Genomic DNA, 21,721 nt, shown 5'->3' on the forward strand with positions numbered 1-21,721 from the left:
TGGTAAATAAATATAACGTTATTTCACATGTTGCTCAAAACTGGCAAATATTGTGATATTGTTAAAAGCCTGCCTGTTCAGATCCCTGTCTGAACCCGACAATGAAGGTAGTATATAACTATAGCAATGTGGACAATTATTAGAAAAGGGGCAATGAGCCAATGATCCCACGTATACCACAAGCCCCCCGAGTCAGTGAACTGGTAAAGGAATATTTGACTGTACTGAAGGAAGCCGGTTTTACGGGCGATACTGCCAGCAATTACGCTGATCGACTCACTATGGCGACAGATAATAGTATTTATCAGTTGCTACCACAAGCGGTTATCTTTCCCCGCTCAACGGCTGATGTTGCCCTGTTGGCAAGAGTTGCGGGAGAGGAGCGCTTCCACTCGCTGACATTTACCCCCCGGGGAGGTGGAACGGGTACGAATGGGCAGGCACTCAACAATGGTATTGTTGTGGATATGTCCCGTTATATGAAAAGAATTCTGGAAATTAACCCGGAGCAAGGGTGGGTTAAAGTTGAAGCCGGAGTGATCAAAGATCAGCTCAATCAATATCTAAAGCCTTTCGGTTATTTTTTTTCTCCTGAATTATCAACCAGTAACCGGGCTACATTGGGTGGAATGATCAATACCGATGCATCTGGTCAGGGTTCGCTGGTGTATGGAAAAACGTCAGATCATGTACTTGGTGTCCGGGCTGTTTTACTGGGTGGGGAAATGTTTGATACCCGTCCAATGAATACAACATTGGCGGAATCGATTGCGAAAGAAAATTCAACTGTCGGACATATCTATAAAACAGTCCTCGAACGCTGTCGTGAACAACGGGAATTAATTATTGAAAAGTTCCCAAAACTTAATCGGTTTTTGACAGGATATGATTTACGCCATGTCTATAGCGATGATCTGCAATCTTTTGACCTGACACGTATCTTAACGGGTTCTGAAGGTACTCTGGCTTTTATTACCGAAGCAACGTTGGATATTACGCCATTGCCAAAAGTCAGGCGGCTTGTAAATGTAAAATATAATTCTTTTGACTCAGCTCTGCGTAATGCACCATTCATGGTTGAAGCTAAGGCACTTTCTGTTGAAACCGTGGATTCTAAAGTTCTCAACCTTGCACGGGAAGATATCATCTGGCACTCAGTAAAAGAGCTGATTACTGATGTGCCTGATAAGGATATGCAAGGGCTGAATATAGTTGAATTCAGTGGTAATGATGAACAGCAAATTGATCAACAGGTTAGTATGCTCTGCCAGCGCCTTGATGAATTGATGGCGAACAATCAGGCCGGGATAATCGGTTACCAGACTTGCCACCATTTAGATGATATTGAACGCATTTATGCGATGCGGAAAAAATCGGTTGGTTTACTTGGTAATAGTAAAGGTGTCGCTAAACCCATTCCATTTGTGGAAGACACGTGTGTTCCTCCTCAGCACCTTGCTGATTATATCGCTGAATTCCGTCAGCTTCTGGATAGTCACCAGCTTAATTATGGTATGTTCGGCCATGTGGATGCAGGTGTTTTACATGTGCGGCCTGCACTGGATATGTGCGATCCTCAGCAGGAAATGCTAATGAAGCAGATTTCCGATGAAATAGTCAATCTGACAGCCAAATATGGTGGATTGTTATGGGGAGAACACGGAAAAGGCTTCCGGGCAGAATATAGCCCCGCTTTCTTTGGTGAAACCTTGTACGATGAATTGCGTCGGATTAAAGCCGCATTTGATCCGCTTAACAGGCTGAATCCGGGAAAAATCTGTCCTCCGATGGGTATTGATGCTCCTATGATGAAGGTTGACGCGGCCAAGCGAGGCACTTTTGACAGAACGATCCCCGTTAATGTCAGAAGCACATTCCGTGGAGCAATGGAGTGTAATGGCAATGGCCTATGCTTTAATTTTGACGTTAAAAGCCCGATGTGCCCTTCAATGAAAATCAGCCAGCATCGGGTTCATTCACCTAAAGGTAGGGCCACTCTTGTCAGGGAATGGCTGCGGCTTTTGACGGAGCAGGGTGTTAAACCTGAGTTATTGGAACATGGGCTTGACCAGTCGCGCCCTAGCCTGCGTGGTCTGATTGAAAAAACACGTTATAGTTGGCAGGCATGGCGGGGAGAGTATGATTTTTCACATGAAGTAAAAGAAGCGATGTCAGGGTGTCTGGCCTGTAAGGCCTGTTCGACACAATGCCCGATTAAAATTGATGTGCCATCATTTCGTGCCCGCTTTCTGGCTTTGTACCACAGCCGCTACTTACGTCCGTTGCGTGATCACATTGTTGCTAATGTTGAAGATAGCACTCCATTAATGGCAAAAGCCCCCCGCGTATTTAATTTTTTCCTGCGGCAGCCATGGGTACAAAAACTCAGTCTGCATACCATTGGTATGGCTGATTTGCCTCAGCTTTCCTATCCGACATTACAGCAACAGTTGGCAGGGCATTATGCGGTGGGAACGACACTGGAACAGCTTGAAACCTTATCCCCATCTCAGCGTAAACAGCATGTGCTTATTGTTCAGGATCCTTTTACCAGTTACCACGATGCAAAAGTAGTCACTGATTTCGTGCGACTGGTCGAGAAGTTGGGATATCAACCCGTGTTGTTGCCGTTTTCTCCGAATGGAAAAGCGCAACACGTCAAAGGTTTTTTAAATAAATTTGCCAATACAGCCCGGAAAACGGCTGATTTTCTGAATCGGGCAGCACAATTGGATATTCCGATGGTGGGTGTCGATCCTGCCTTAGTTTTGTGTTATCGGGATGAATACAAAGATATTCTCGGTGAACATCGGGGTAATTTTAATGTCCAATTAGTTCATGAATGGTTGGTTAATATATTGCCAGAAATTATCCCAGCAGAAAAACGTGACGATGTAACATCCAGCCATGACTGGTATTTGTTTGGGCACTGTACAGAAATGACGGCGTTACCTAACAGCGGTAAACAGTGGAGTGACATCTTTCACCATTTTGGTGGCAATTTAAACAGCATCAACGTGGGGTGTTGTGGTATGGCTGGGACGTATGGTCATGAAAAAAAGAATCTCGAAAACTCGCTTGGTATTTACCGTCTGTCATGGGCACCGGCATTGAACAGCCTTGTTTTAGATCATTGCCTCAGCACCGGTTATTCATGCCGTAGTCAGGTGAAGCGCATAGAAGGAAAAGTACTTAAACACCCATTACAAGCTTTATTGGAGATAGTTTAGTGATTCAGAAACAACAAATTTGGAAACGTAGCGCAGATGTCAGCATGCTAAATCAGTTAACTCATAATTGTATGCTGGGATATGTTGGAATAGAAATAACCCAGCTTGGTGATGATTTCATTGAAGGTACGATGCCGGTTGATCAACGAACTAAACAGCCATTCGGGATTTTGCATGGTGGGGCATCTGTGGTGTTGGCAGAATCACTGGGTTCACTCGCTGGCTATCTTTGCTCAGAAGGTGAACAGAAAGTTGTCGGTGTAGAAATTAATGCGAATCATATTAAAGCTGTGCGTGATGGTATAGTTAAAGGAGTCTGTAAAGCAATCCATCTTGGTCGTTCTCATCAGGTCTGGCAGATTGATATTTACAATGAACAGCAACAATTATGTTGCACATCTCGTTTGACTACAGCGATATTGTCCTAATATTTGGTATATAAAAGCAGTTTGCTTAGTTTTTATTGTGGCAAAGGGGGGTAAAATAGCCTTATATGAGGCTATTAATTAACCACTGGCATTCAAATATCATTGAGGAAGTGTGTATGAAGCGATTTTTGACTTTTATCAGTACTTTCTTGATCGGCATGTTGTCGTTCTGCGGGATAGCTAATATGGCTTATGCGGTGGAATACCCGCTACCACCTGCTAACAGTAGCCTGATTGGTGAGAATTCCATCTATATCGTACCTCATGATGGACTTCCGCTGGAAGCCATTGCCGCTAAATACCAAATAGGTCTGTTGGCGATGTTAGAAGCCAATCCTGGTGTTGATCCGTATTTACCTAAACCCGGAACCAAGCTGGTCATCCCATCACAGATGTTGCTTCCCAATACTCCCCGTCAGGGTATTGTTATTAATCTGGCTGAAATGAGGCTCTATTATTATCCGAAAGGGAAAGATAGTGTCATTGTGTATCCCATCGGCATCGGGCAGCTTGGGCGCAATACACCAACAATGACAACCTCAGTCAGCCAGCTTATTAAACATCCCACATGGACGCCTACTACAAATATTCGCCGGGATTATGCGAGCCGAGGGATTATCCTGCCTGCTGTAATACCCGCCGGGCCAGATAACCCAATGGGTGATTTTGCTTTGCGTCTGTCAGCCGGGCGTGGGGAATATCTGATACATGGCACTAATGCCAATTTTGGTATTGGTATGCGTGTTAGCTCGGGTTGTATACGTTTACGTCCTGATGACATTAAAGCACTTTTTAACAGTGTCCCTAGAGGAACTCGTGTTCAGATTATTAATGAACCGATCAAATATGCAGTAGAGCCGGATGGAAAACGCTATGTTGAAGTTCATCAACCTTTGTCAAAAACAGAAGCGGATGATCCTCAGACTATGCCAATTAAACGCACGGAAGGGTTATTAAAATTTATTGGAAACAAGGGAACAAATGTTGTCTTGGTCGATCAGGAAATTATTCGTCGTTCTGGAATGCCAATAGCGGTAAATGAGAGAGGGGCTTTATCCAACCAAAGGGAAAAAGAGATATCACAGTTAGTGGAGGAGAATGAAGATGAAACTCTGAACGTTCAACCCGTTAAACTGCCTCCGTTGAATCAGCCCACACCAGTCTACCAGACTAAGTCCTGACCTAAGTTGTAGGATAATCCAAGATATATATATAAAGAATGGCGTACTTACTAAGTACGCCATTCTTGAAGATGCTACAAATTTATTTTTTGTAGGAACGAACTTGGTTGTCAAGACGTTGGTTAGCACGAGCCGCTTCGTCTTTAGCTGTTTGTACATCAGAACGCATTGAGCCAACTTCGTTGCTCAGTTGGTCAACTTTGGAACCCAAAGTTTGAACCTGAGAAGAAAGCTGGTCAACTTTTTTAGCCGTGCTTGTACAACCTGCTAACATCGTAGAAGCGAGAATTACTGCGCCAAGTACAATTTTAGTACGATTCATCACAATACCCTCTAGATTAAGTTAATCTTCAAGTAGCTATCTAATTATTACACAAACTTTTTTAGAAAGAGAATAAATTTTGTCCTGATAAACAAATTCTACTGTTTTTCGCTCTAAAATAAGTTAATAATTTTTAGATAACTACAATAAAACGGTAATGAGAGGAATAATTAAATCAGAAAAATCTCAAACATTACGTGATGTATCTTCCAGTTTTTCACTGTACTGATGTAATAAACCAACAATATCCCATTGCCTATTTTGTTATTTTGACACATTTTTCTCTGCCAGAATCCGTAGGTTAAGTGAGTAAAATGCTTTAATGATGCGTATTAACGTCAATAATTTTAAAATAATTAGTGTATTTATTATGCATCTTTTATTGCTGTTTTTTGCGCTTATTACAGGAGCACATTTTTTTATTAGCGAGAGAGGGATAAAAAATAGAGAGGGATTATTTATAAGTGCAGATCGCTCAATTACTGAGCGATCTGCTTTGTAATCAAAAATAATTACAATACATGAACAGAAGATGTATTTGTTGTGCCGCTTGGTACTAATGCACCGGATACCATCACAACGATATCTCCTTTACTTGCCATACCGCTGGCTAATGCAGCTTCTTTACCGATACGGTAAAAATCATCGGTAGAGGCAATTTCTTTGACAACCTGTGTAGAAACGCCTTTAACCAGCAATAACTGACGGGCAGTGATTTCATTGGTAGTTAATGCAAGGATCCGAGCGTTAGGGAAGTATTTACGGACAGATCTTGCAGATTTACCGCCATAAGTTGCAACAACGATCAGAGGGGCTTCCAGTTTTTCCGCAATTTCTACTGCGCCACGGCAGACGGCTTCAGTCACACGCAATTTCTGTGTTTTGGTATTTTCAATCCGGCTACCCATAACACGGTCTGTACGTTCACAGATAGTTGCCATGATGGAAACTGCTTCAACTGGATATTTTCCTTTCGCACTTTCGCCAGAAAGCATTACTGCGTCAGTTCCGTCCAAAATTGCGTTGGCAACATCACCTGCTTCGGCACGGGTAGGGCGTGGATTTTTGATCATGGAATCCAGCATCTGAGTCGCAGTGATGACAACTTTACGTGCAGAGTTACATTTCTCTATCATCATTTTCTGCGCGAAAATAACTTCTTCTACCGGGATTTCAACGCCCAGATCACCACGGGCAACCATGATACCGTCTGAAGCTTCCAGGATCTCATCAAAATTGTTCAGACCTTCCTGATTTTCAATTTTGGAAATAATCTGAATATGTTCACCGCCATGAGCTTTCAGGTGTTCACGAATTTCCAGAACATCAGAACGTTTACGGATGAAAGAAGCGGCGATAAAATCAACACCCTGCTCACAGCCAAAGATGAGATCCTGTTTATCTTTTTCTGCCAGCGCAGGCAGGTTGATAGAAACATTCGGCAGGTTAACGCCTTTGTTTTCGCCTAAGTCACCATTGTTCAGAACTTCACAGATAACTTCAGTTCCGGCGATTTCTTTTACTGTCATGGCAATCAGGCCATCATCGACCAAAACTGTATTACCTACAGATAAATCGGCGGGTAAGCCTGAATAAGTAACGGCAACGCGCTCCTGATTGCCGATAGTGGTTTGATCAGTTGTAAAGGTGAAAGTCTGGCCTGCTGTCAGGGAAACATCGTTGCCATCTTCCAGCTTCATGGTACGGATTTCAGGGCCTTTAGTATCCAGTAAGATAGCTGCTTTTTTACCGGTTTTTGCAGTGACTGCGCGGATATTTTGAATACGCTGACCATGTTCTTCGTAGTCACCGTGAGAAAAATTCAGGCGCATAACGTTCATGCCTGAGTTAAGCAGTTCGGTCAGTTTTTCTTCGGATTCAGTTTTTGGCCCGATAGTACAAACAATTTTGGTTTTTTTCATGACAATCTATCTATTACTGGTTTTAATGGATTAAAAAGAGTGTATCACCAACCATTGACATTATATGCCAGTGTCACTTGGCTCTGTTAGTCTGGCATTTTAAGTTGCGCAACATACATGGAAAACGGATGGCAGAAAAGTGTCAATTGGTTGTTTTTCATCAAGCCAGGCATGTATTAACCATGTGGATTTAGAGCGATTAATCATCTGCAATTTTTTCTGGATTCGGTAAATTAATTGGCTGAAACCATTCAACTAATGACAGTGGCGTATTATAGAGGCTAATTTCTGTGAAATGAATCAAAAAGTGATTCTGGAAAAAATTTATCTTGAAAGAATAACAAATAAGCATATTCATATCAGAAAAATCAGAGAGTTGTTGCGCAACAGTAAAAAAATAATTTTTAGCAGCTTGAATATTGTGGATGAGAAAAGCGTTTTTATAACGAATACGAGTGGCTATCAGAAAAGTAACGGTGATACTACAGATAAATAAAAAGGAGGATATCAAGTGTATGGTGCGTCCGAGTGGACTCGAACCACCGACCCCCACCATGTCAAGGTGGTGCTCTAACCAACTGAGCTACGGACGCACATCAATTTGAATTGCTATGCCAACCAGATATTTGGTGCGTCCGAGTGGACTCGAACCACCGACCCCCACCATGTCAAGGTGGTGCTCTAACCAACTGAGCTACGGACGCAATCTAAATTTCTATGGGTGACAACGGGGACGAATATTAACGATCGCTGAGCTATCTGGCAAGGGAAAAAATGCAAATTCGTGTTTGATTGCTCGCATTTACATCTTTTAGTGTGAATTTGCAGCTTTTTCCCCTTGAGATATTAATTTAATGTACTAAATTAACGGGTAGAGCGGGCGAGGACAGCATGATCAGGCTGCTTTTGTAACCACCAAATCCGGTAGCCAATCATAATTGCAGCAACGGTCAATCCGATAATAAACCCAATCCAGAACCCTTGTGGGCCCATAGGTTCAGTAACAAGATTGGTCAATGCCAGAATATAACCACTTGGTAATCCGAAAATCCAATAGGCGATGAAAGTGATAACGAAAATAGAACGCGTATCTTTATAGCCACGTAATACACCTGAGCCAATGACCTGAACAGAATCGGAAAGCTGGTAAATAGCAGCAAATAACATCAGATTAGAGGCTAATATGACCACTTCAGGATTATCGTTGTACATCATAGCAATCGGTACACGGAATATGGTTGTAAATGCCGCGGTGATACCAGCAATGATTAACCCGAGCACGAGGCTGGTATAAGCTGATACTTTGGCTCCTTCAGTTGATTTCTGCCCGAGGTTATAACCCACCCGGATGGTTGCAGCGATACCAAATGACAACGGGAACATAAACATCAGTGAACTGAAATTGAGTGCGATTTGATGCCCTGCAACATCCACGACTCCAAGAGGGGAGAGCAGCAAGGAGACAACAGCAAACAATGTCACCTCAAAGAACATAGCCAGCCCAATCGGCAACCCAAGCAGAGAAATGCGTTTTTGTGTATGCCAGTGAGGGCGAGAAAAAGTTTCAAATGTGTGAATATCTTTCTGAGATGGTGCATGTTTAACATAGGTAAGTAGTAACAGACACATAACCCAATAAACGCTAGCGGTTGCAACCCCACAACCTACACCACCAAGTTCTGGTGCACCAAACTTACCGTAAATGAAAATATAGTTAACAGGAATATTCACTAATAGCCCGATAACGCCAATAACCATTGCGGGTTTGGTTTTTGACAGCCCTTCACACTGGCAGCGTAAAACCTGATAGAACAGGCAACCGGGTGCCCCCCACATAATTGCATGGATAAAATCGATGGACTTTTGTGCCAGAACGGGATCGACATTATGCTGCGCTTCTATAATAAATCGGCAGTTATATAAAATCGTCATTACAAAGATAGAAAGAAATGTCGCCAGCCAAAAGCCTTGCTGGATCTGGCCTGCAACATTTTTTCTCTGGCCTGAGCCATTCATATGAGCAACGATTGGTGTTAAAGCCATCAACAGCCCTTGAGCAAGCAAAATCGCCGGCAGCCAGATTGACGTCCCTATAGCAACAGAGGACATCTCAATTGCACCTGCCTTACCGGCCATGACTGTATCGACGACACCCATCGCAGTTTGTGAAGACTGAGCGATAATGACGGGGATCCCCAGAGCGAGCAAACTACGCGCTTCATTGAAATATTTCTGCACGTACTACACCTTTTAATTGAAAAATTGACGATAGAAAAAATAAGGAAAATTTCTGCGAGCAAACAGAACTGTTTGAAAAGCAAACTGTTGTTAACGTAGGTATTGTATAGGACTCATTTTACTAATCCAATCATTGTTTGATATTTAGTCTAAATGAGTAATCACATTACACGTGAAATAGTGTTTAAAAGAGATTAGTGGGTTACACTAACTTATTATGTAAAACGATGAAAGAGGTTCCCCATGTTTACAGGCATTGTTCAGGGAAAGGCGCCTATAGTTGCTATTGAAGAAAAAACACATTTTCGGACTCATATAGTCAAATTTCCGGCTGAATTATTACCTGATATTGAAACGGGAGCTTCCGTTTCTCATAATGGCTGTTGTCTGACTGTCACAAAAATTGACGGTGATCTGATTAGCTTTGATTTGATGAAAGAGACGCTGCGTCTGACTAATCTTGGTGAGCTTAAGATTGGTGATTTAGTCAACTTGGAAAGAGCAGCAAAATTTGGTGATGAAATTGGTGGGCATTTAATGTCCGGCCATGTGATTACAACAGCTGAAATTGCGAAAATTTTCACTTCAGAAAATAACCATGAAATATGGTTCCGTATTTATGACAAACAATTAATGAAATATATCCTGCATAAAGGATTTGTTGGCATTGATGGAATTAGTCTGACCATTGGAGATGTCGTCAATAATCGTTTTTGTGTTCATTTGATACCGGAAACGTTAGAGCGTACGACATTGGGTAAAAAGCGTATCGGTCATAAAGTGAATATTGAAATTGATCCGCAGACTCAGGCTATTGTAGATACTGTTGAGCGTTTCATGGCTCAGAAAGAGCAAGAAAAAGTATTATCACAATTGGAAGATAATTAAAATATGACAGAAAAAAGCTACAGTTTTCATTTCTGTAGCTTTTTAATGGTATTGCAAATCCATTATAAGCAAAATATTAACGCGGAACTCTTAATCCATTTTCAATTCCACGTGGGCTGAACATAACCTGCCATAACTGGATATCTCTGGCACGAAACGCCCCGGCACAGGCATTCAGATAATAACTGAACATTCGTTTGAAGCGGGGGCTGTAGTTATCAGCTATTTTATCCCAGTTTGTAATAAAACGTTCATACCATGCCATTAGAGTACGATCATAGTCAGCTCCGAAGTTATGCCAGTCTTCCATCACAAATTTCCCGGTGCTTGCTTTAGCAATCATTGAAATTGATGGCAAATGACCATTAGGGAAAATATATTTACCGATCCACGCATCGACATTCACTTTATTCCGATTGGAACCAATGGTGTGAAGTAAGAAAAGGCCATCAGGCTTCAGATTCCTACGTACTACGTCGAAGTAATTAGCATAATTTTTGGAGCCTACATGTTCAAACATGCCGACAGAAACGATTCTGTCAAATTGGAGGTTCAGATCCCGATAATCTTCAAGGATAATTTTCACATCCAGATCTTTACAGCGCTCCTGAGCATACTTTTGTTGCTCCACTGAAATAGTCACCCCAGTGACGGAAACAGAATAATGTTTAGCTGCATAAGCGGCTAATCCTCCCCAACCGCAACCGATATCCAGCAAAGTCATGCCCGGCGATAACTGTAGTTTTTCGCAAATCAGCCGAAGTTTATTAGACTGAGCTTCTTCCAGTGAATTCGTATCTTTCCAGTAACCGCATGAATATTGCATATTGGGATCAAGCATGAGTGTAAATAGGTCATTACCCAAATCGTAATGTTCTTCCCCTACAATCCATGCCCGTTTGGGGGACTGTAAATTAAACAAACGGGAAGTCATGATCATCAAAATGTCCTTAAAATTTTTTGGAATTTTGTGTTCCAGACCCGCCCGTAATATCTTATAAAAGAAAACATCTAAACGCTCACAATCCCACCAGCCATCCATATAGCTTTCGCCTAATCCTAAAGATCCCTGTTTCAATACTCTTTTATAAAAATCAGGGTTTTTGACTTGTATGTCAAAAGGGCGTTCTCCATTAATTTGAATACCGGCTTCCTGAAGCAGGTCATTAGCAATCCTGTGCCACTGGTCAGTGATTTTCTTATTTCCTTCAACGAAAGATGAACTCATATACTCTCCAACATTTATGTGGTGGAATTTTGAGGTACCTCTTTGTTACTGGTTATTTATACTTCCCTGGATTCGTTTTCTTACCGCTGAACTGAATTTTGAAATCCGTAGGGAATATTGAAACTAATCAGAAAATGACTTAAAGGCAGTTATGCCATTCGTCCGTGATATAAAAGAGAGCTTCATTGCTCTTCTAAACCTCAAATTCCGAGCTTTTTAGAATAATGAATCTATATGAGTATATGGGTGAAATAATATTTAAACAATATGCTGGAGGAAGGTCATATCATCATATGACCTTTAGTTTAGAGTATTCTTAGGTATTATATTGTGGAGTAACTAATCAATTTATAATTAGTTGCCAATATCACACTTTCTCTTTTGTAAATAATAACCTATTACCATTGGGATAATGGTTGCTACCATCACTGTTGTCGTTGACAAGAGAGGGCTTTTCATAAACATGGCAACAAGCATGCTGGCCATAAAGCAAAGGCCTAATTGTAAAGCATTTTGCAATGCAGCCGCTTTACCGCTGTCTTTCGGATAAACAGAAAGAGCATTTGCTACAGCGATAGGATAAGAAGCCCCATTCATTGCTGCCATAACACAAAAAGGAATAAGAATAACGATGAAAGAAGGATAGAACCAAGCAGCTAAATAGATAAGTACCATGCTGATGGCATAACCTGCCAATAAGATAGGAAATATAGTTTCACTTTTAACTTTTTCCAACAAAATACGGCAACCATACCCACCGACCATAAATGCCAAAGTTTGTGGAATATAACTTAAACCGATATCTGTTGCGTCATAGCCCATGCTATTTAAAATAGTTGGTGAACCCGTTAACCAGGCAAAAAAGCCTGCGCTACAGGAAGCATAAATCAAAACATTGCCGCTAAAAGCTGATGACTTCAATAAAGTGAAGAAAGAAGCACTATTATTATCTGCGCTGGTATCAATGGGAACACGTTTGTTCGTCAGAAAAAGTGTAGGTATCAGTAGTAACAGCGTTACCGCCATCAAGACAAGAAATATCATTCTCCAGCTGGTGTGTGACAGTAACCATGCGCCTAATAATGGTGCAAGGGCAGGGGAAAGCGCAACTAATGGCATAATCATAGCGAAAACACGTTTTGTGCGCTCAGCATCATATCTGTCGACAACCAGAGCCTGCCAGGAAACGGCAGCAGAGCAAACGCCAACAGCCTGAATAAATCTCAGGACAAGTAATTGAGTTGCATTTGTTATCCAAAGTATACCCAAACAGCTGAGGCAGAACAGGGATAAGCCGATAATCAGAACAGGCTTTCTTCCCAGACGATCAGAAAGTAATCCCCATAAGAGTTGAGCAACGGCAAAACCGCCGAGAAAAATGCTGAGACTTGCACTGATAGCACCTTTTGATGTGTTTAAATCTTTGCTCATGGCATCAAAGGCAGGCAGATACATATCAATGGCTAAGTAACCGAGCATACTCAGGCCGGCAAGATAGAACATAAATGGAAGAGAGTTTTTATTTGTTGTCATTGTGTTAATAAATCGCGTTAGTCAATCGGTGTGGTAATTGATAAAGAAATATGGAGCTTATTTTATATGGCGTGATTTTTGATTGTGAAACGGTATTATTTGTACCATGCTATGAAAAAAATTAAAAGGAAGAAACATGTGGTCTGAATATTCTCTGGAAGTTGTTGATGCGGTGGCAAGAACAGGAAGTTTCAGTGCGGCTGCATCAGAGCTTCACCGTGTGCCTTCTGCCGTCAGTTATACGATAAAGCAACTTGAAGAATGGCTGGCAGTTTCTCTGTTTGAACGCCGTCACCGTGACGTAGAGTTAACTGAAGCGGGAGCCATTTTTGTCAAAGAAGCCCGTTCTGTTATCAAAAAAATGAATCATACCCGGCACCAATGTCAGCAAGTGGCAAACGGGTGGCGCGGTCAACTCAGTATTGCTGTTGATCAGGTTGTTAAACCAGAACGGACACGCCAGCTTATTCTGGATTTCTATCGTCATTTTCCGGATATTGAGTTATTTATCTATCCCGAAGTTTTTAATGGCGTCTGGGATGCGCTGGTGGATGGGCGAGTTGATGTTGCTATTGGTGCAACCCGTGCTTCTCCTGTGGGTGAGCGATACAGTTTCAGGGATATGGGTTTTATGCCGTGGCTGTGTGTTGCCAGCCCTGCGCATGAGCTGGCACTCATAACGGAAAAACTAAATGATGACCAATTGCGGCCTTATGCCAGTTTATGTCTTGAGGATACATCACGTAATCTGCCTAAGCGTGATACATGGGCTTTAGATAATCAGCGACGGTTGGTGGTTCCTGATTGGGAGGCGGGATTGTCATGTTTAATGGAGGGGTTATGTGTGGGAATGGTGCCTAAACACCGGGCCTTGCCGCTTATTCGTCAGAGAAAATTGTGTGTACTTGAACTTGAGCAGCCGTTACCTGATAGCCCGTGCTGCCTGACATGGTCACAGAAAAGCCATTCACCTGCATTAAGCTGGTTGCTTGGATATCTTGGTGATAACACAACGCTTAATGCTGAATGGCTGCAAGAAGACTAACTGTTAGCGGCGATAATCAATAAAAGGACCATCAGCAACAGAACGACGCTCTACAAGACGCGGGTGGACTTCGATGGTTTGAGCATCTTCACGTTTATTGATAATCCTATCAAGTAGCGTGGAGAAAGCCATTTGTCCCAGCCGTTCTTTAGGTTGGTGAATCGTTGTCAGTGCGGGTGTGAAATAGCGGGCATTACGGATATTGTCATAACCAATGATAGAAATATCCTGAGGGACGCGTAAACCCATCTCATCGGCAGCACAAATAGCGCCCATTGCCATCACATCCCCACCACAGAACACCGCAGTAGGGCGATGCTTCTGGTTTAAGATCTTACACATGGCCTGATAACCTGATTCAGGCTCAAAATCTCCCTGAACAATCCACTCATCCCGAATAGTAATATTGGCTTCTTTCAGTGCCTTGATAAAACCCTGATGACGCCCGCCGCCTGTATTTCTGGCTAATGGGCCGGGAATGGAGGCAATATCACGATGCCCACGTTCAATCAAATATCGGCCTGCTAAATAACCGCCGTGGAAGGCATTATCAATAATGGCATCCGTAAAATCCCCTCTGGATTCCCCCCAATCCATGACAACCATAGGAATATTGCGATAATCCTCCAGCATCCCCAGCAACTGTTGAGGATATTCTGAACACATAATTAACAAGCCATCTACACGTTTTTGTGCCAGCATTGCGAGATAAGCTTTTTGTTTGTCGAGGTTGTTATGGGAATTACATAAAATCAATGTATAGCCTTTGCTATAACAACTATTTTCGACAGACTCGATGATTTCAGCAAAATAAGGTGCTTCACTTGAAGTTGCCAATAACCCGATAGATTTTGTGTGGTTGACTTTTAAGCTTCGGGCAACGGCACTGGGAGAATAATTCAGTTCCTTAATGGCAGCCCATACTGCGGCTTTCGTATCTTCGGCGACGAAACGGGTTTTATTAATAACATGGGATACGGTTGTGGTTGAAACACCAGCGCGTTTAGCCACATCTTTAATCGTTGCCATGATAAAAAGGACTCCTGACCTTTTGGTCTAAATTTGTATACCCTTTATCTGGATATAGATCTTTGTTAATCATTTGCCAGTATTATATTTGTATATAGGAAGATAACTGGCAATAATTTAGTGATAAACCGTGAATTTTGTCTGATCTAGCTCAAAAGTGAAAGCAGTAATCGATGCTATAAAGTATATGTATTAAATATCACAGTGCGATTTTTAATCTTTGAGATAAATAACCACTTAAAATTTATGGTGTTGCTGAGTCTTAATTTTCACGATGAGGATGGTTTATGGATACAGATCTGAAATTGGGATTATTGACTGCTTGTAGTGCGTTAGTCATGATTGTTTTTCTGGCGAGTCTCTGTTTGATCGCCTGAGTACGGAAATAACCTTAAGCCCAGAAATAACATAGTGGTGAAACGCCATCTATTTTTCAAGGGGAAGTTTTTCACGCTTCAGCTTCAGACAGCATAACAGTGCGCAGAACCGGAAAAACTTGCCCTTGTATTGTACTGATAGGCTAATTAAGCCAGATTTTCTTCCACAAACTGCCAGTTAACCAGAGCCCAGAAATGCTCCAGATATTGAGGACGGGCATTGCGGTAATCGATGTAATAAGCATGTTCCCATACATCAACGGTCAGAACAGGTTTATCTTCACCAGTCAGTGGAGTTGCTGCATTGGAAGTATTAACGATAGCCAGGCTACCATCAGTTTTCTTGACCAGCCATGTCCAGCCGGAGCCGAAGTTTTTCAGGGCTGAATCAGTAAATTGCTGTTTGAATTCAGCAAAAGAGCCGAAAGCTTTGTTGATGGCTTCTGCAACTTTGCCGGTAGGTTCACCACCACCGTTTGGTGACAGGCTGTGCCAGTAGAAAGTGTGGTTCCATACTTGCGCAGCATTATTGAAGATACCGCCATCAGAAGTCTCGATGATTTCTTCCAGTGTTTTCCCAGCAAACTCTGTACCTTTAATCAGGTTATTCAGATTCACAACATAAGCATTGTGATGTTTGCCGTAATGATATTCCAGAGTTTCTGCTGAGATATGAGGTTCTAAGGCATCTTTAGCATAAGGTAATGCTGGTAATTCAAAAGACATTGCATACTCCTTTTAATATCGGGTTTTTGGCTTTATAAACCATGATTCGTAAAGTATTAATCATGGATAGAGCAAATTTAAGCTTATTATCATGTTGCTATTTTAGTGATTATCTTAACAACTTTTCTGCTAAATAACAGGGAAAAAGATGCGATTTAATAATGAGCTGATGTAGAACTGTTCAGTTTTAATGGATTAAATATTTATAGGGTATGAAAATATCAGTGATTACAATTTGTTGTTCAGAATAAAAATTTGCAGCAGCACGTTCGCTGTAGAAAACCAGCACCAGAAAGTGGTATTCTGAATCAATCTTTTCTGATGCTGATAAACAGCACCTGCGGTTTAAGGAAGTAAAAATGACGACAATTGAGAAAATCGAACGCCAAATTAATGAAAACCCGATTTTGCTGTACATGAAAGGCTCACCAAAGCTGCCAAGCTGTGGTTTCTCTGCTCAGGCTGTTCAGGCTTTATCTGCATGTGGTGAACGTTTTGCTTACGTGGATATCTTGCAAAACCCAGATATCCGTGCTGAATTACCTAAGTATGCTAACTGGCCGACATTCCCTCAACTTTGGGTTGATGGTGAGTTAGTCGGGGGATGTGACATCCTGATGGAAATGTATCAACGCGGTGAACTGCAAACATTGATTAAAGAAACCGCGGATAAATACCGTGAACAAGAAGACAGCCAGTAAGATTTGATAATCATTATTGGTACTAAGAGCCTAATCAAATAGGCTCTTAGTTTATCAGACTTCGTCGTCCGGAGTGGCCAGCGGCCAACCACCTAATCGCTTCCAACGATTAACTAGTTCGCAGAAAAGTAGGCTCGTTCTATCTGTATCATAGAGAGCACTGTGTGCCTGATTACTGTCAAAGGGGATTTCTGCTGTAATGCAGGCTTTTGCCAGAATAGTCTGACCGAGCACCAAACCGCTCAGCGCAGCCGTATCAAACGTAGCAAAAGGATGGAATGGATTACGCTTTAAACGAGCGCGTTCAGCTGCCGCCATAACAAAATTGTGATCAAAACTGGCATTATGAGCAACTATAATGGCACGGTTGCAATTATTCTCTTTCATACCTTTGCGGATCATCTTAAAAATGGCATGCAGCGCAGTATATTCGCTGACAGCTCCCCGTAATGGATTAGTCGGGTCAATACCTGTAAATGCCAGCGCAGCCGGATCAAGATTAGCTCCTTCAAAGGGTTCAATATGGAAATGCAGCGTATCAGCCGGAGCCAGCCAACCTTCGGCATCCATTTTTAAAGTCGTTGCAGCTATCTCAAGTAAAGCATCTGTCCGCGCATTAAACCCAGCGGTTTCTACATCAATAACAACGGGGTAATAACCACGAAAGCGTCCACTGAGCATGTTTTGATCTTTTATATTAGACATCTGATTTTATTCTTAACTTCAGGATAGCGGATATTATGACAAAATTTATTGTGCATTGCAGAAGTAATATCGACCTAGTGGAAACGAAGGGCATGTTAAAGATGCCCTTGTATATGGAGACTTGCATATGGAAAATAATTAATGACCTAATGCGTTACTGGCGCTTTCATTTTCAATGAGTTCGATTTTATAACCATCTGGATCTTCAACAAAAGCGATAACAGTTGTTCCGCCTTTCACTGGCCCAGCTTCACGAATTACATTGCCTCCAGCAAGTTTAATACGTTCACACGTTGCCGCAACATCATCAACACCTAAAGCAATATGACCGAATGCTGTACCCATTTCGTAGCTCTCAACATCCCAGTTATACGTTAATTCGATGACCGCACCTTGGCTTTCATCAGAGTAACCTACAAAGGCGAGGGAATATTTATACTCTGGATTCTCACTCGTACGAAGTAGACGCATGCCCATTACTTTAGTATAAAAATCAATCGACCGTTGCATGTTGCCAACACGGATCATTGTATGAAGTAGACGCATGATTACCTCTTATGTTTATGGTTTTATATCAAAATAGTAATTTCACGAAAGTGCAAAATGGCGGAATTTCGTGCTCTGACCCCATTGTTTTTTAACTATATAGGGTAAACACACGGTAATTCAATGCGTCCTTTCACCTTTGTTTTACTCGAGACTACTTTGTAATCACTTATTTGATGTGAGCTGGATCTAGATAATGTTGTAGTTCTCTCAGAGATAATCGTTTAGGTAATTTTGTATACAGGAGGATGACATGGCTGAGCAACTAGAGTTTTTTGTTATTCCGAATCCTTGCAAAGGGATTTGTGAATCAGGTCCCAGTGGTTTCTGCCGAGGTTGCTATCGTAATAGGGAAGAACGCTTTATGTGGATGAAATTATCTGATGGGCAAAAAAGAGAAATATTGCGGTTATGCCATGATAGATATCTGCGGACACTGAAAAATAACGGACATGACGAAGTTGTTCCATCAAAACAGCTTGGTTTATTTTAATTCACATTTTCAACTGTTAATGAAATTTTCTTATATGAATAATATTTCATATTTTCATTATGGTTAAGAACTTTTGCCATGATAAAGTGATATTTTATTCATATTACCTATTTTTTATTTGATATAGGTCGTTTAAAAATATTGCAGAGATTGACTAATTAAACCCTTTAGGTAAAGGTTTCTTATCAAATAATTAATTATCGAACAATAATCATGCTAATTTTTTATCTGTTTGTTTTTAATAGGTTTTATAATCTACTTAACGCTAACTGTAAGATAAAAATGATATTAATGTAAAAATATATAGATTAGTATTTGGATGGCGGTTATTCTTATAGAACTTTAACCGAGTGGTACTGTGTCTATTTTTTGGAGTTTGTATCTGTTTCGTTGATATTTAAAATCTTAATAGTTAAGTTGGAGGATTATTTTATACAGTTTATATCGTTGGTGGATTAATGCGCGATTTTATTCGGTGCGCCGTAAAACTTCGCTCTTTAGGGCGACGAAGATGTCAACTTTAAGTAACAAGCCAACGCGATACTAATTAAGTAATTAGCGAAATATCTGACTCTGCTAATGTGAGCAAGATATAGGATGCGTATCCATTATTCATATGAATAAACTGATTGGATAATTCATTGATGTTATATGAGTCTCTAATTATAAGGAGGGGTAATTGGAATTGACATTGGGATCAGACCTGGCACGTTTAGTTCGTGTTTGGCGCGCTTTAATTGATCATCGCTTGAAGCCGTTGAAATTAACTCAGACACATTGGGTTACTCTTTACAATATTAGTTTGTTACCACCGGAGCAGTCACAGATACAACTTGCAAAAGCAATTGGTATTGAACAACCATCCCTGGTAAGAACGTTAGATCAATTAGAAGAAAAGAAACTCATTACAAGGCACACATGTGCTAATGACAGGCGTGCTAAAAGAATCAAATTAACAGAAGAATCAGAAAATTTTATCAGAGAAGTGGATAGTGTTATTGGTTCGACGAGGAAAGATATTTTGGAGGGAATTACTCATGATGAGTTAATTCTACTTGCTTCTGTAATAAAAAAAATCGAAAAAAATATTAGCCAATTACATAAACAGGTAATATAAAAATTAATCGATAAAAAGAAAATCGCGGGCCATATTTTGGTGATCCGCGATTTTTTTGTTTAAATATACTTTAACCCTATTAGATAGGAGAGACTGTTGTCGAATCACCACTATCGGCAATTTTGATACGTTGCCCTTTACTGAATAAAACCTGATCCTGTTTTTGCACCACAACAATGTTTCTTCCACTGTCAGTACGGATTTCCAATTCGACACCTTTTGTTTGATCGATAGCACCTTCAATTCCTTGACCTGCCATTCCACCGACAATAGCACCAGCGGCTGTTGCAAGCCTCTGGCCTCTACCGCCGCCAACCGAATCACCTAACAACCCCCCTAATACTGCACCGCCAATCGCTCCTAGCATGTTTTGGTTACCAGCCTGAGAACCTTTTATCGTGACTGGCCGGACAGACAAAATAGTCCCGTAGGTTACGTTTTGAATTTGTTTGGCCTGATCAATCGAGTAAGTATCGCTAGAAAGTGCTCCCATGTCAGCACATCCGGATAATGTTGTTACTACAACTGCACCAACCAGGAAACGTTTGAACATAGTTACTCCTAATTTTAATGCCTCGAGAGAAATCTGGTAATAACCCTACAATCAAGCATTCGGCTACAATGGTCAGTAACAAGTATAATAATTTTACATGTTACTTATTCTATACATTAATAGCCTCTCTATAAATATATAATAAATTTCTACATTGAACTCCAATAAGAATAATTCCTGACAAAAAGTTTAGCATGTTTTGTGAAGAGCTCTCCAAAACTCAGATTTTATCTCTTATATTCCGAGTGAAACATATATAGTCCAAATCAATGTGTTTTATAGTTACACCGGTGTATTTACAGATGTAATCCATTCTTTAAATAGGGGAATATTTATGAAGTCAGGACGTTATATTGGTGTGATGTCAGGCACCAGTATGGATGGAGTCGATGTCGTTTTAGCAGAGATCAGTGATAAGGCTGTTATACAGAAGGAAAATTACAGTCATCCGTTTCCTCAGGAACTTAAGCAAAAATTACTGGCTATTTGTCAGGGCCAGCAAACCACATTATCAACAGTTGGGCAGCTCGATTATGAGTTGGGAACGCTTTTTGCCGAATCAGTCAAAGGATTATTAAAGAAAACCGGATTAACTGCGAGTGATATCACTGCAATTGGGTGTCATGGTCAGACTGTCTGGCATGAACCTGATGGTGAAAAGCCATTTACGATGCAAATTGGTGATAATAACCGTGTAACGGCATTAACCAATATTACAACAGTAGGTGATTTTCGCCGCCGTGATATGGCTTATGGCGGCCAAGGCGCACCTTTAGTTCCTGCTTTCCATATGGCGGTATTGGGTAATCCAACCGAAAGGCGTGTGATCCTGAATATTGGCGGAATAGCAAACATTTCTGCTCTTCTGCCAAATTCTGCGGTTAAGGGATATGATACCGGGCCGGGGAATATGCTGATGGATGCCTGGACATGGCGTCATAAACAGCAGCCTTACGATAAAGATGCACAATGGGCTGGAGAGGGTAGTGTAAACAACGCTCTGCTTCAGAAGATGCTTTCAGATCCCTATTTTGCACGTACTGCGCCCAAAAGCACCGGGCGGGAATATTTTAATATGGCATGGCTGGAAACACAGTTAGCTGATTTCCCTGATGTCAGTCCGGTCGATGTACAGGCCACTCTTGCGGAACTGACAGCTGTTAGCATCGCTGAACAAGTATTACTCAATAATGGCTGTGAGCGCTTACTGGTTTGTGGTGGTGGTGCCAGAAACCCACTTATAATGCGTCGGTTATCTGCTTTGTTACCTGATACTGAAGTTGCAACAACGGATAAATATGGGTTGAGCGGTGATGATATGGAAGCGTTGGCTTTCGCTTGGCTGGCATTCCGTACAATGTCTGGGTTGTCGGGTAACTTGCCATCGGTGACGGGTGCTGATAGGGAAACCATTTTAGGCGCAATTTATCCTGTCGCTGGCTGATAACATGTTATGCTG

The 21,721-nt window shown here is 41.4% G+C and carries 19 protein-coding genes and 2 tRNA genes; 9 read left to right on the forward strand and 12 right to left on the reverse strand.

Annotated features, from left to right (window positions below):
• The first annotated feature begins 161 nt into the window (after nucleotides 1–161).
• The 3 genes from ydiJ (at nucleotide 162) to AAC855_RS06580 (ending at nucleotide 4,839) form a co-directional block, all read left to right on the forward strand.
• Nucleotides 162–3,230, forward strand: a complete 3,069-nt coding sequence (gene ydiJ, locus AAC855_RS06570) for a D-2-hydroxyglutarate dehydrogenase YdiJ (RefSeq protein WP_340608815.1) — start codon at nucleotides 162–164, stop codon at nucleotides 3,228–3,230.
• Nucleotides 3,231–3,301: 71 nt separating this feature from the next.
• Complete coding sequence (locus AAC855_RS06575; protein WP_340608941.1) at nucleotides 3,302–3,658, forward strand: hotdog fold thioesterase; 357 nt, start codon at nucleotides 3,302–3,304, stop codon at nucleotides 3,656–3,658.
• 116 nt (nucleotides 3,659–3,774) lie between these two features.
• Nucleotides 3,775–4,839, forward strand: a complete 1,065-nt coding sequence (locus AAC855_RS06580; protein ID WP_340608816.1) for a L,D-transpeptidase family protein — start codon at nucleotides 3,775–3,777, stop codon at nucleotides 4,837–4,839.
• A gap of 82 nt (nucleotides 4,840–4,921) precedes the next feature.
• On the opposite strand, the gene AAC855_RS06585 is transcribed toward AAC855_RS06580, so the two are convergent.
• The 5 genes from AAC855_RS06585 to AAC855_RS06605 all read right to left on the reverse strand — a co-directional run bounded on the left by AAC855_RS06585 (nucleotide 4,922) and on the right by AAC855_RS06605 (nucleotide 9,321).
• The gene (locus AAC855_RS06585) at nucleotides 4,922–5,161 is read right to left on the reverse strand and encodes a major outer membrane lipoprotein (RefSeq protein ID WP_340608817.1); all 240 of its coding nucleotides are present in this window, start codon (nucleotides 5,159–5,161) and stop codon (nucleotides 4,922–4,924) included.
• Nucleotides 5,162–5,673: 512 nt separating this feature from the next.
• Nucleotides 5,674–7,083 (reverse strand): pyruvate kinase PykF, encoded by a 1,410-nt coding sequence (pykF, locus tag AAC855_RS06590; RefSeq protein WP_340608818.1) that lies wholly within the window; start codon nucleotides 7,081–7,083, stop codon nucleotides 5,674–5,676.
• A gap of 516 nt (nucleotides 7,084–7,599) precedes the next feature.
• Nucleotides 7,600–7,676: transfer RNA gene (locus AAC855_RS06595), tRNA-Val, on the reverse strand.
• A gap of 34 nt (nucleotides 7,677–7,710) precedes the next feature.
• Nucleotides 7,711–7,787, reverse strand: a tRNA-Val gene (locus AAC855_RS06600).
• A gap of 160 nt (nucleotides 7,788–7,947) precedes the next feature.
• Nucleotides 7,948–9,321, reverse strand: a complete 1,374-nt coding sequence (locus tag AAC855_RS06605) for an MATE family efflux transporter (RefSeq protein WP_340608819.1) — start codon at nucleotides 9,319–9,321, stop codon at nucleotides 7,948–7,950.
• Between the two features lie 243 nt (nucleotides 9,322–9,564).
• Here AAC855_RS06605 and AAC855_RS06610 point away from each other — a divergent pair, with 243 nt between their 5' ends.
• Entirely contained in the window at nucleotides 9,565–10,209 is a 645-nt protein-coding gene (locus AAC855_RS06610; RefSeq protein WP_340608820.1) for a riboflavin synthase subunit alpha, read from the forward strand.
• Nucleotides 10,210–10,285: 76 nt separating this feature from the next.
• Here AAC855_RS06610 and cfa read toward each other — a convergent pair whose 3' ends face one another.
• Together cfa and punC are read right to left on the reverse strand one after the other, a co-directional pair.
• Nucleotides 10,286–11,437, reverse strand: coding sequence for a cyclopropane fatty acyl phospholipid synthase (cfa, locus tag AAC855_RS06615; RefSeq protein ID WP_340608821.1), 1,152 nt, complete (start codon nucleotides 11,435–11,437; stop codon nucleotides 10,286–10,288).
• 354 nt (nucleotides 11,438–11,791) lie between these two features.
• Nucleotides 11,792–12,970 (reverse strand): purine nucleoside transporter PunC, encoded by a 1,179-nt coding sequence (punC, locus tag AAC855_RS06620; RefSeq protein WP_340608822.1) that lies wholly within the window; start codon nucleotides 12,968–12,970, stop codon nucleotides 11,792–11,794.
• Nucleotides 12,971–13,106: 136 nt separating this feature from the next.
• Here punC and punR point away from each other — a divergent pair, with 136 nt between their 5' ends.
• Complete coding sequence (punR, locus tag AAC855_RS06625; protein WP_340608823.1) at nucleotides 13,107–14,015, forward strand: DNA-binding transcriptional activator PunR; 909 nt, start codon at nucleotides 13,107–13,109, stop codon at nucleotides 14,013–14,015.
• Between the two features lie 3 nt (nucleotides 14,016–14,018).
• Here the strand turns inward: punR and purR are convergent, their stop codons facing one another.
• Entirely contained in the window at nucleotides 14,019–15,044 is a 1,026-nt protein-coding gene (purR, locus tag AAC855_RS06630) for an HTH-type transcriptional repressor PurR (protein ID WP_340608824.1), read from the reverse strand.
• 524 nt (nucleotides 15,045–15,568) lie between these two features.
• Nucleotides 15,569–16,147: a superoxide dismutase [Fe] gene (sodB, locus tag AAC855_RS06635; RefSeq protein ID WP_340608825.1), complete on the reverse strand. Its 579-nt coding sequence runs from the start codon at nucleotides 16,145–16,147 to the stop codon at nucleotides 15,569–15,571.
• Between the two features lie 359 nt (nucleotides 16,148–16,506).
• Here sodB and AAC855_RS06640 point away from each other — a divergent pair, with 359 nt between their 5' ends.
• Nucleotides 16,507–16,848, forward strand: coding sequence for a Grx4 family monothiol glutaredoxin (locus AAC855_RS06640; protein ID WP_099108152.1), 342 nt, complete (start codon nucleotides 16,507–16,509; stop codon nucleotides 16,846–16,848).
• 54 nt (nucleotides 16,849–16,902) lie between these two features.
• On the opposite strand, the gene rnt is transcribed toward AAC855_RS06640, so the two are convergent.
• Complete coding sequence (rnt, locus tag AAC855_RS06645; RefSeq protein WP_340608826.1) at nucleotides 16,903–17,553, reverse strand: ribonuclease T; 651 nt, start codon at nucleotides 17,551–17,553, stop codon at nucleotides 16,903–16,905.
• Nucleotides 17,554–17,691: 138 nt separating this feature from the next.
• Nucleotides 17,692–18,099 (reverse strand): lactoylglutathione lyase, encoded by a 408-nt coding sequence (gloA, locus tag AAC855_RS06650; RefSeq protein ID WP_340608827.1) that lies wholly within the window; start codon nucleotides 18,097–18,099, stop codon nucleotides 17,692–17,694.
• A gap of 253 nt (nucleotides 18,100–18,352) precedes the next feature.
• Between gloA and AAC855_RS06655 the strand changes: the two genes are divergently transcribed.
• Together AAC855_RS06655 and slyA are read left to right on the forward strand one after the other, a co-directional pair.
• Nucleotides 18,353–18,592, forward strand: coding sequence for a DUF1289 domain-containing protein (locus tag AAC855_RS06655; protein ID WP_340608828.1), 240 nt, complete (start codon nucleotides 18,353–18,355; stop codon nucleotides 18,590–18,592).
• 679 nt (nucleotides 18,593–19,271) lie between these two features.
• Nucleotides 19,272–19,709: a transcriptional regulator SlyA gene (slyA, locus tag AAC855_RS06660; RefSeq protein WP_099108148.1), complete on the forward strand. Its 438-nt coding sequence runs from the start codon at nucleotides 19,272–19,274 to the stop codon at nucleotides 19,707–19,709.
• A 79-nt stretch (nucleotides 19,710–19,788) separates the two neighbouring features.
• Here slyA and AAC855_RS06665 read toward each other — a convergent pair whose 3' ends face one another.
• Complete coding sequence (locus AAC855_RS06665) at nucleotides 19,789–20,262, reverse strand: outer membrane lipoprotein (protein WP_228858119.1); 474 nt, start codon at nucleotides 20,260–20,262, stop codon at nucleotides 19,789–19,791.
• A gap of 334 nt (nucleotides 20,263–20,596) precedes the next feature.
• On the opposite strand from AAC855_RS06665, the gene anmK reads away from it, so the two are divergent.
• Nucleotides 20,597–21,706, forward strand: a complete 1,110-nt coding sequence (gene anmK, locus AAC855_RS06670) for an anhydro-N-acetylmuramic acid kinase (protein ID WP_340608829.1) — start codon at nucleotides 20,597–20,599, stop codon at nucleotides 21,704–21,706.
• Nucleotides 21,707–21,721: the final 15 nt, after the last annotated feature.

It is taken from the genome of Xenorhabdus bharatensis (assembly GCF_037996705.1).
GTDB classification, from domain to species: Bacteria; Pseudomonadota; Gammaproteobacteria; order Enterobacterales; family Enterobacteriaceae; genus Xenorhabdus; species Xenorhabdus bharatensis.

Coding starts and splice junctions, on each gene's coding strand:
- ydiJ (WP_340608815.1), top strand. CDS start 162: ATGATCCCACGTATACCACAAGCCCCCCGAGTCAGTGAACTGGTAAAG.
- AAC855_RS06575 (WP_340608941.1), top strand. CDS start 3,302: ATGCTGGGATATGTTGGAATAGAAATAACCCAGCTTGGTGATGATTTC.
- AAC855_RS06580 (WP_340608816.1), top strand. CDS start 3,775: ATGAAGCGATTTTTGACTTTTATCAGTACTTTCTTGATCGGCATGTTG.
- AAC855_RS06585 (WP_340608817.1), bottom strand. CDS start 5,161: ATGAATCGTACTAAAATTGTACTTGGCGCAGTAATTCTCGCTTCTACG.
- pykF (WP_340608818.1), bottom strand. CDS start 7,083: ATGAAAAAAACCAAAATTGTTTGTACTATCGGGCCAAAAACTGAATCC.
- AAC855_RS06610 (WP_340608820.1), top strand. CDS start 9,565: ATGTTTACAGGCATTGTTCAGGGAAAGGCGCCTATAGTTGCTATTGAA.
- cfa (WP_340608821.1), bottom strand. CDS start 11,437: ATGAGTTCATCTTTCGTTGAAGGAAATAAGAAAATCACTGACCAGTGG.
- punC (WP_340608822.1), bottom strand. CDS start 12,970: ATGACAACAAATAAAAACTCTCTTCCATTTATGTTCTATCTTGCCGGC.
- punR (WP_340608823.1), top strand. CDS start 13,107: ATGTGGTCTGAATATTCTCTGGAAGTTGTTGATGCGGTGGCAAGAACA.
- purR (WP_340608824.1), bottom strand. CDS start 15,044: ATGGCAACGATTAAAGATGTGGCTAAACGCGCTGGTGTTTCAACCACA.
- sodB (WP_340608825.1), bottom strand. CDS start 16,147: ATGTCTTTTGAATTACCAGCATTACCTTATGCTAAAGATGCCTTAGAA.
- AAC855_RS06640 (WP_099108152.1), top strand. CDS start 16,507: ATGACGACAATTGAGAAAATCGAACGCCAAATTAATGAAAACCCGATT.
- rnt (WP_340608826.1), bottom strand. CDS start 17,553: ATGTCTAATATAAAAGATCAAAACATGCTCAGTGGACGCTTTCGTGGT.
- gloA (WP_340608827.1), bottom strand. CDS start 18,099: ATGCGTCTACTTCATACAATGATCCGTGTTGGCAACATGCAACGGTCG.
- AAC855_RS06655 (WP_340608828.1), top strand. CDS start 18,353: ATGGCTGAGCAACTAGAGTTTTTTGTTATTCCGAATCCTTGCAAAGGG.
- AAC855_RS06665 (WP_228858119.1), bottom strand. CDS start 20,262: ATGTTCAAACGTTTCCTGGTTGGTGCAGTTGTAGTAACAACATTATCC.
- anmK (WP_340608829.1), top strand. CDS start 20,597: ATGAAGTCAGGACGTTATATTGGTGTGATGTCAGGCACCAGTATGGAT.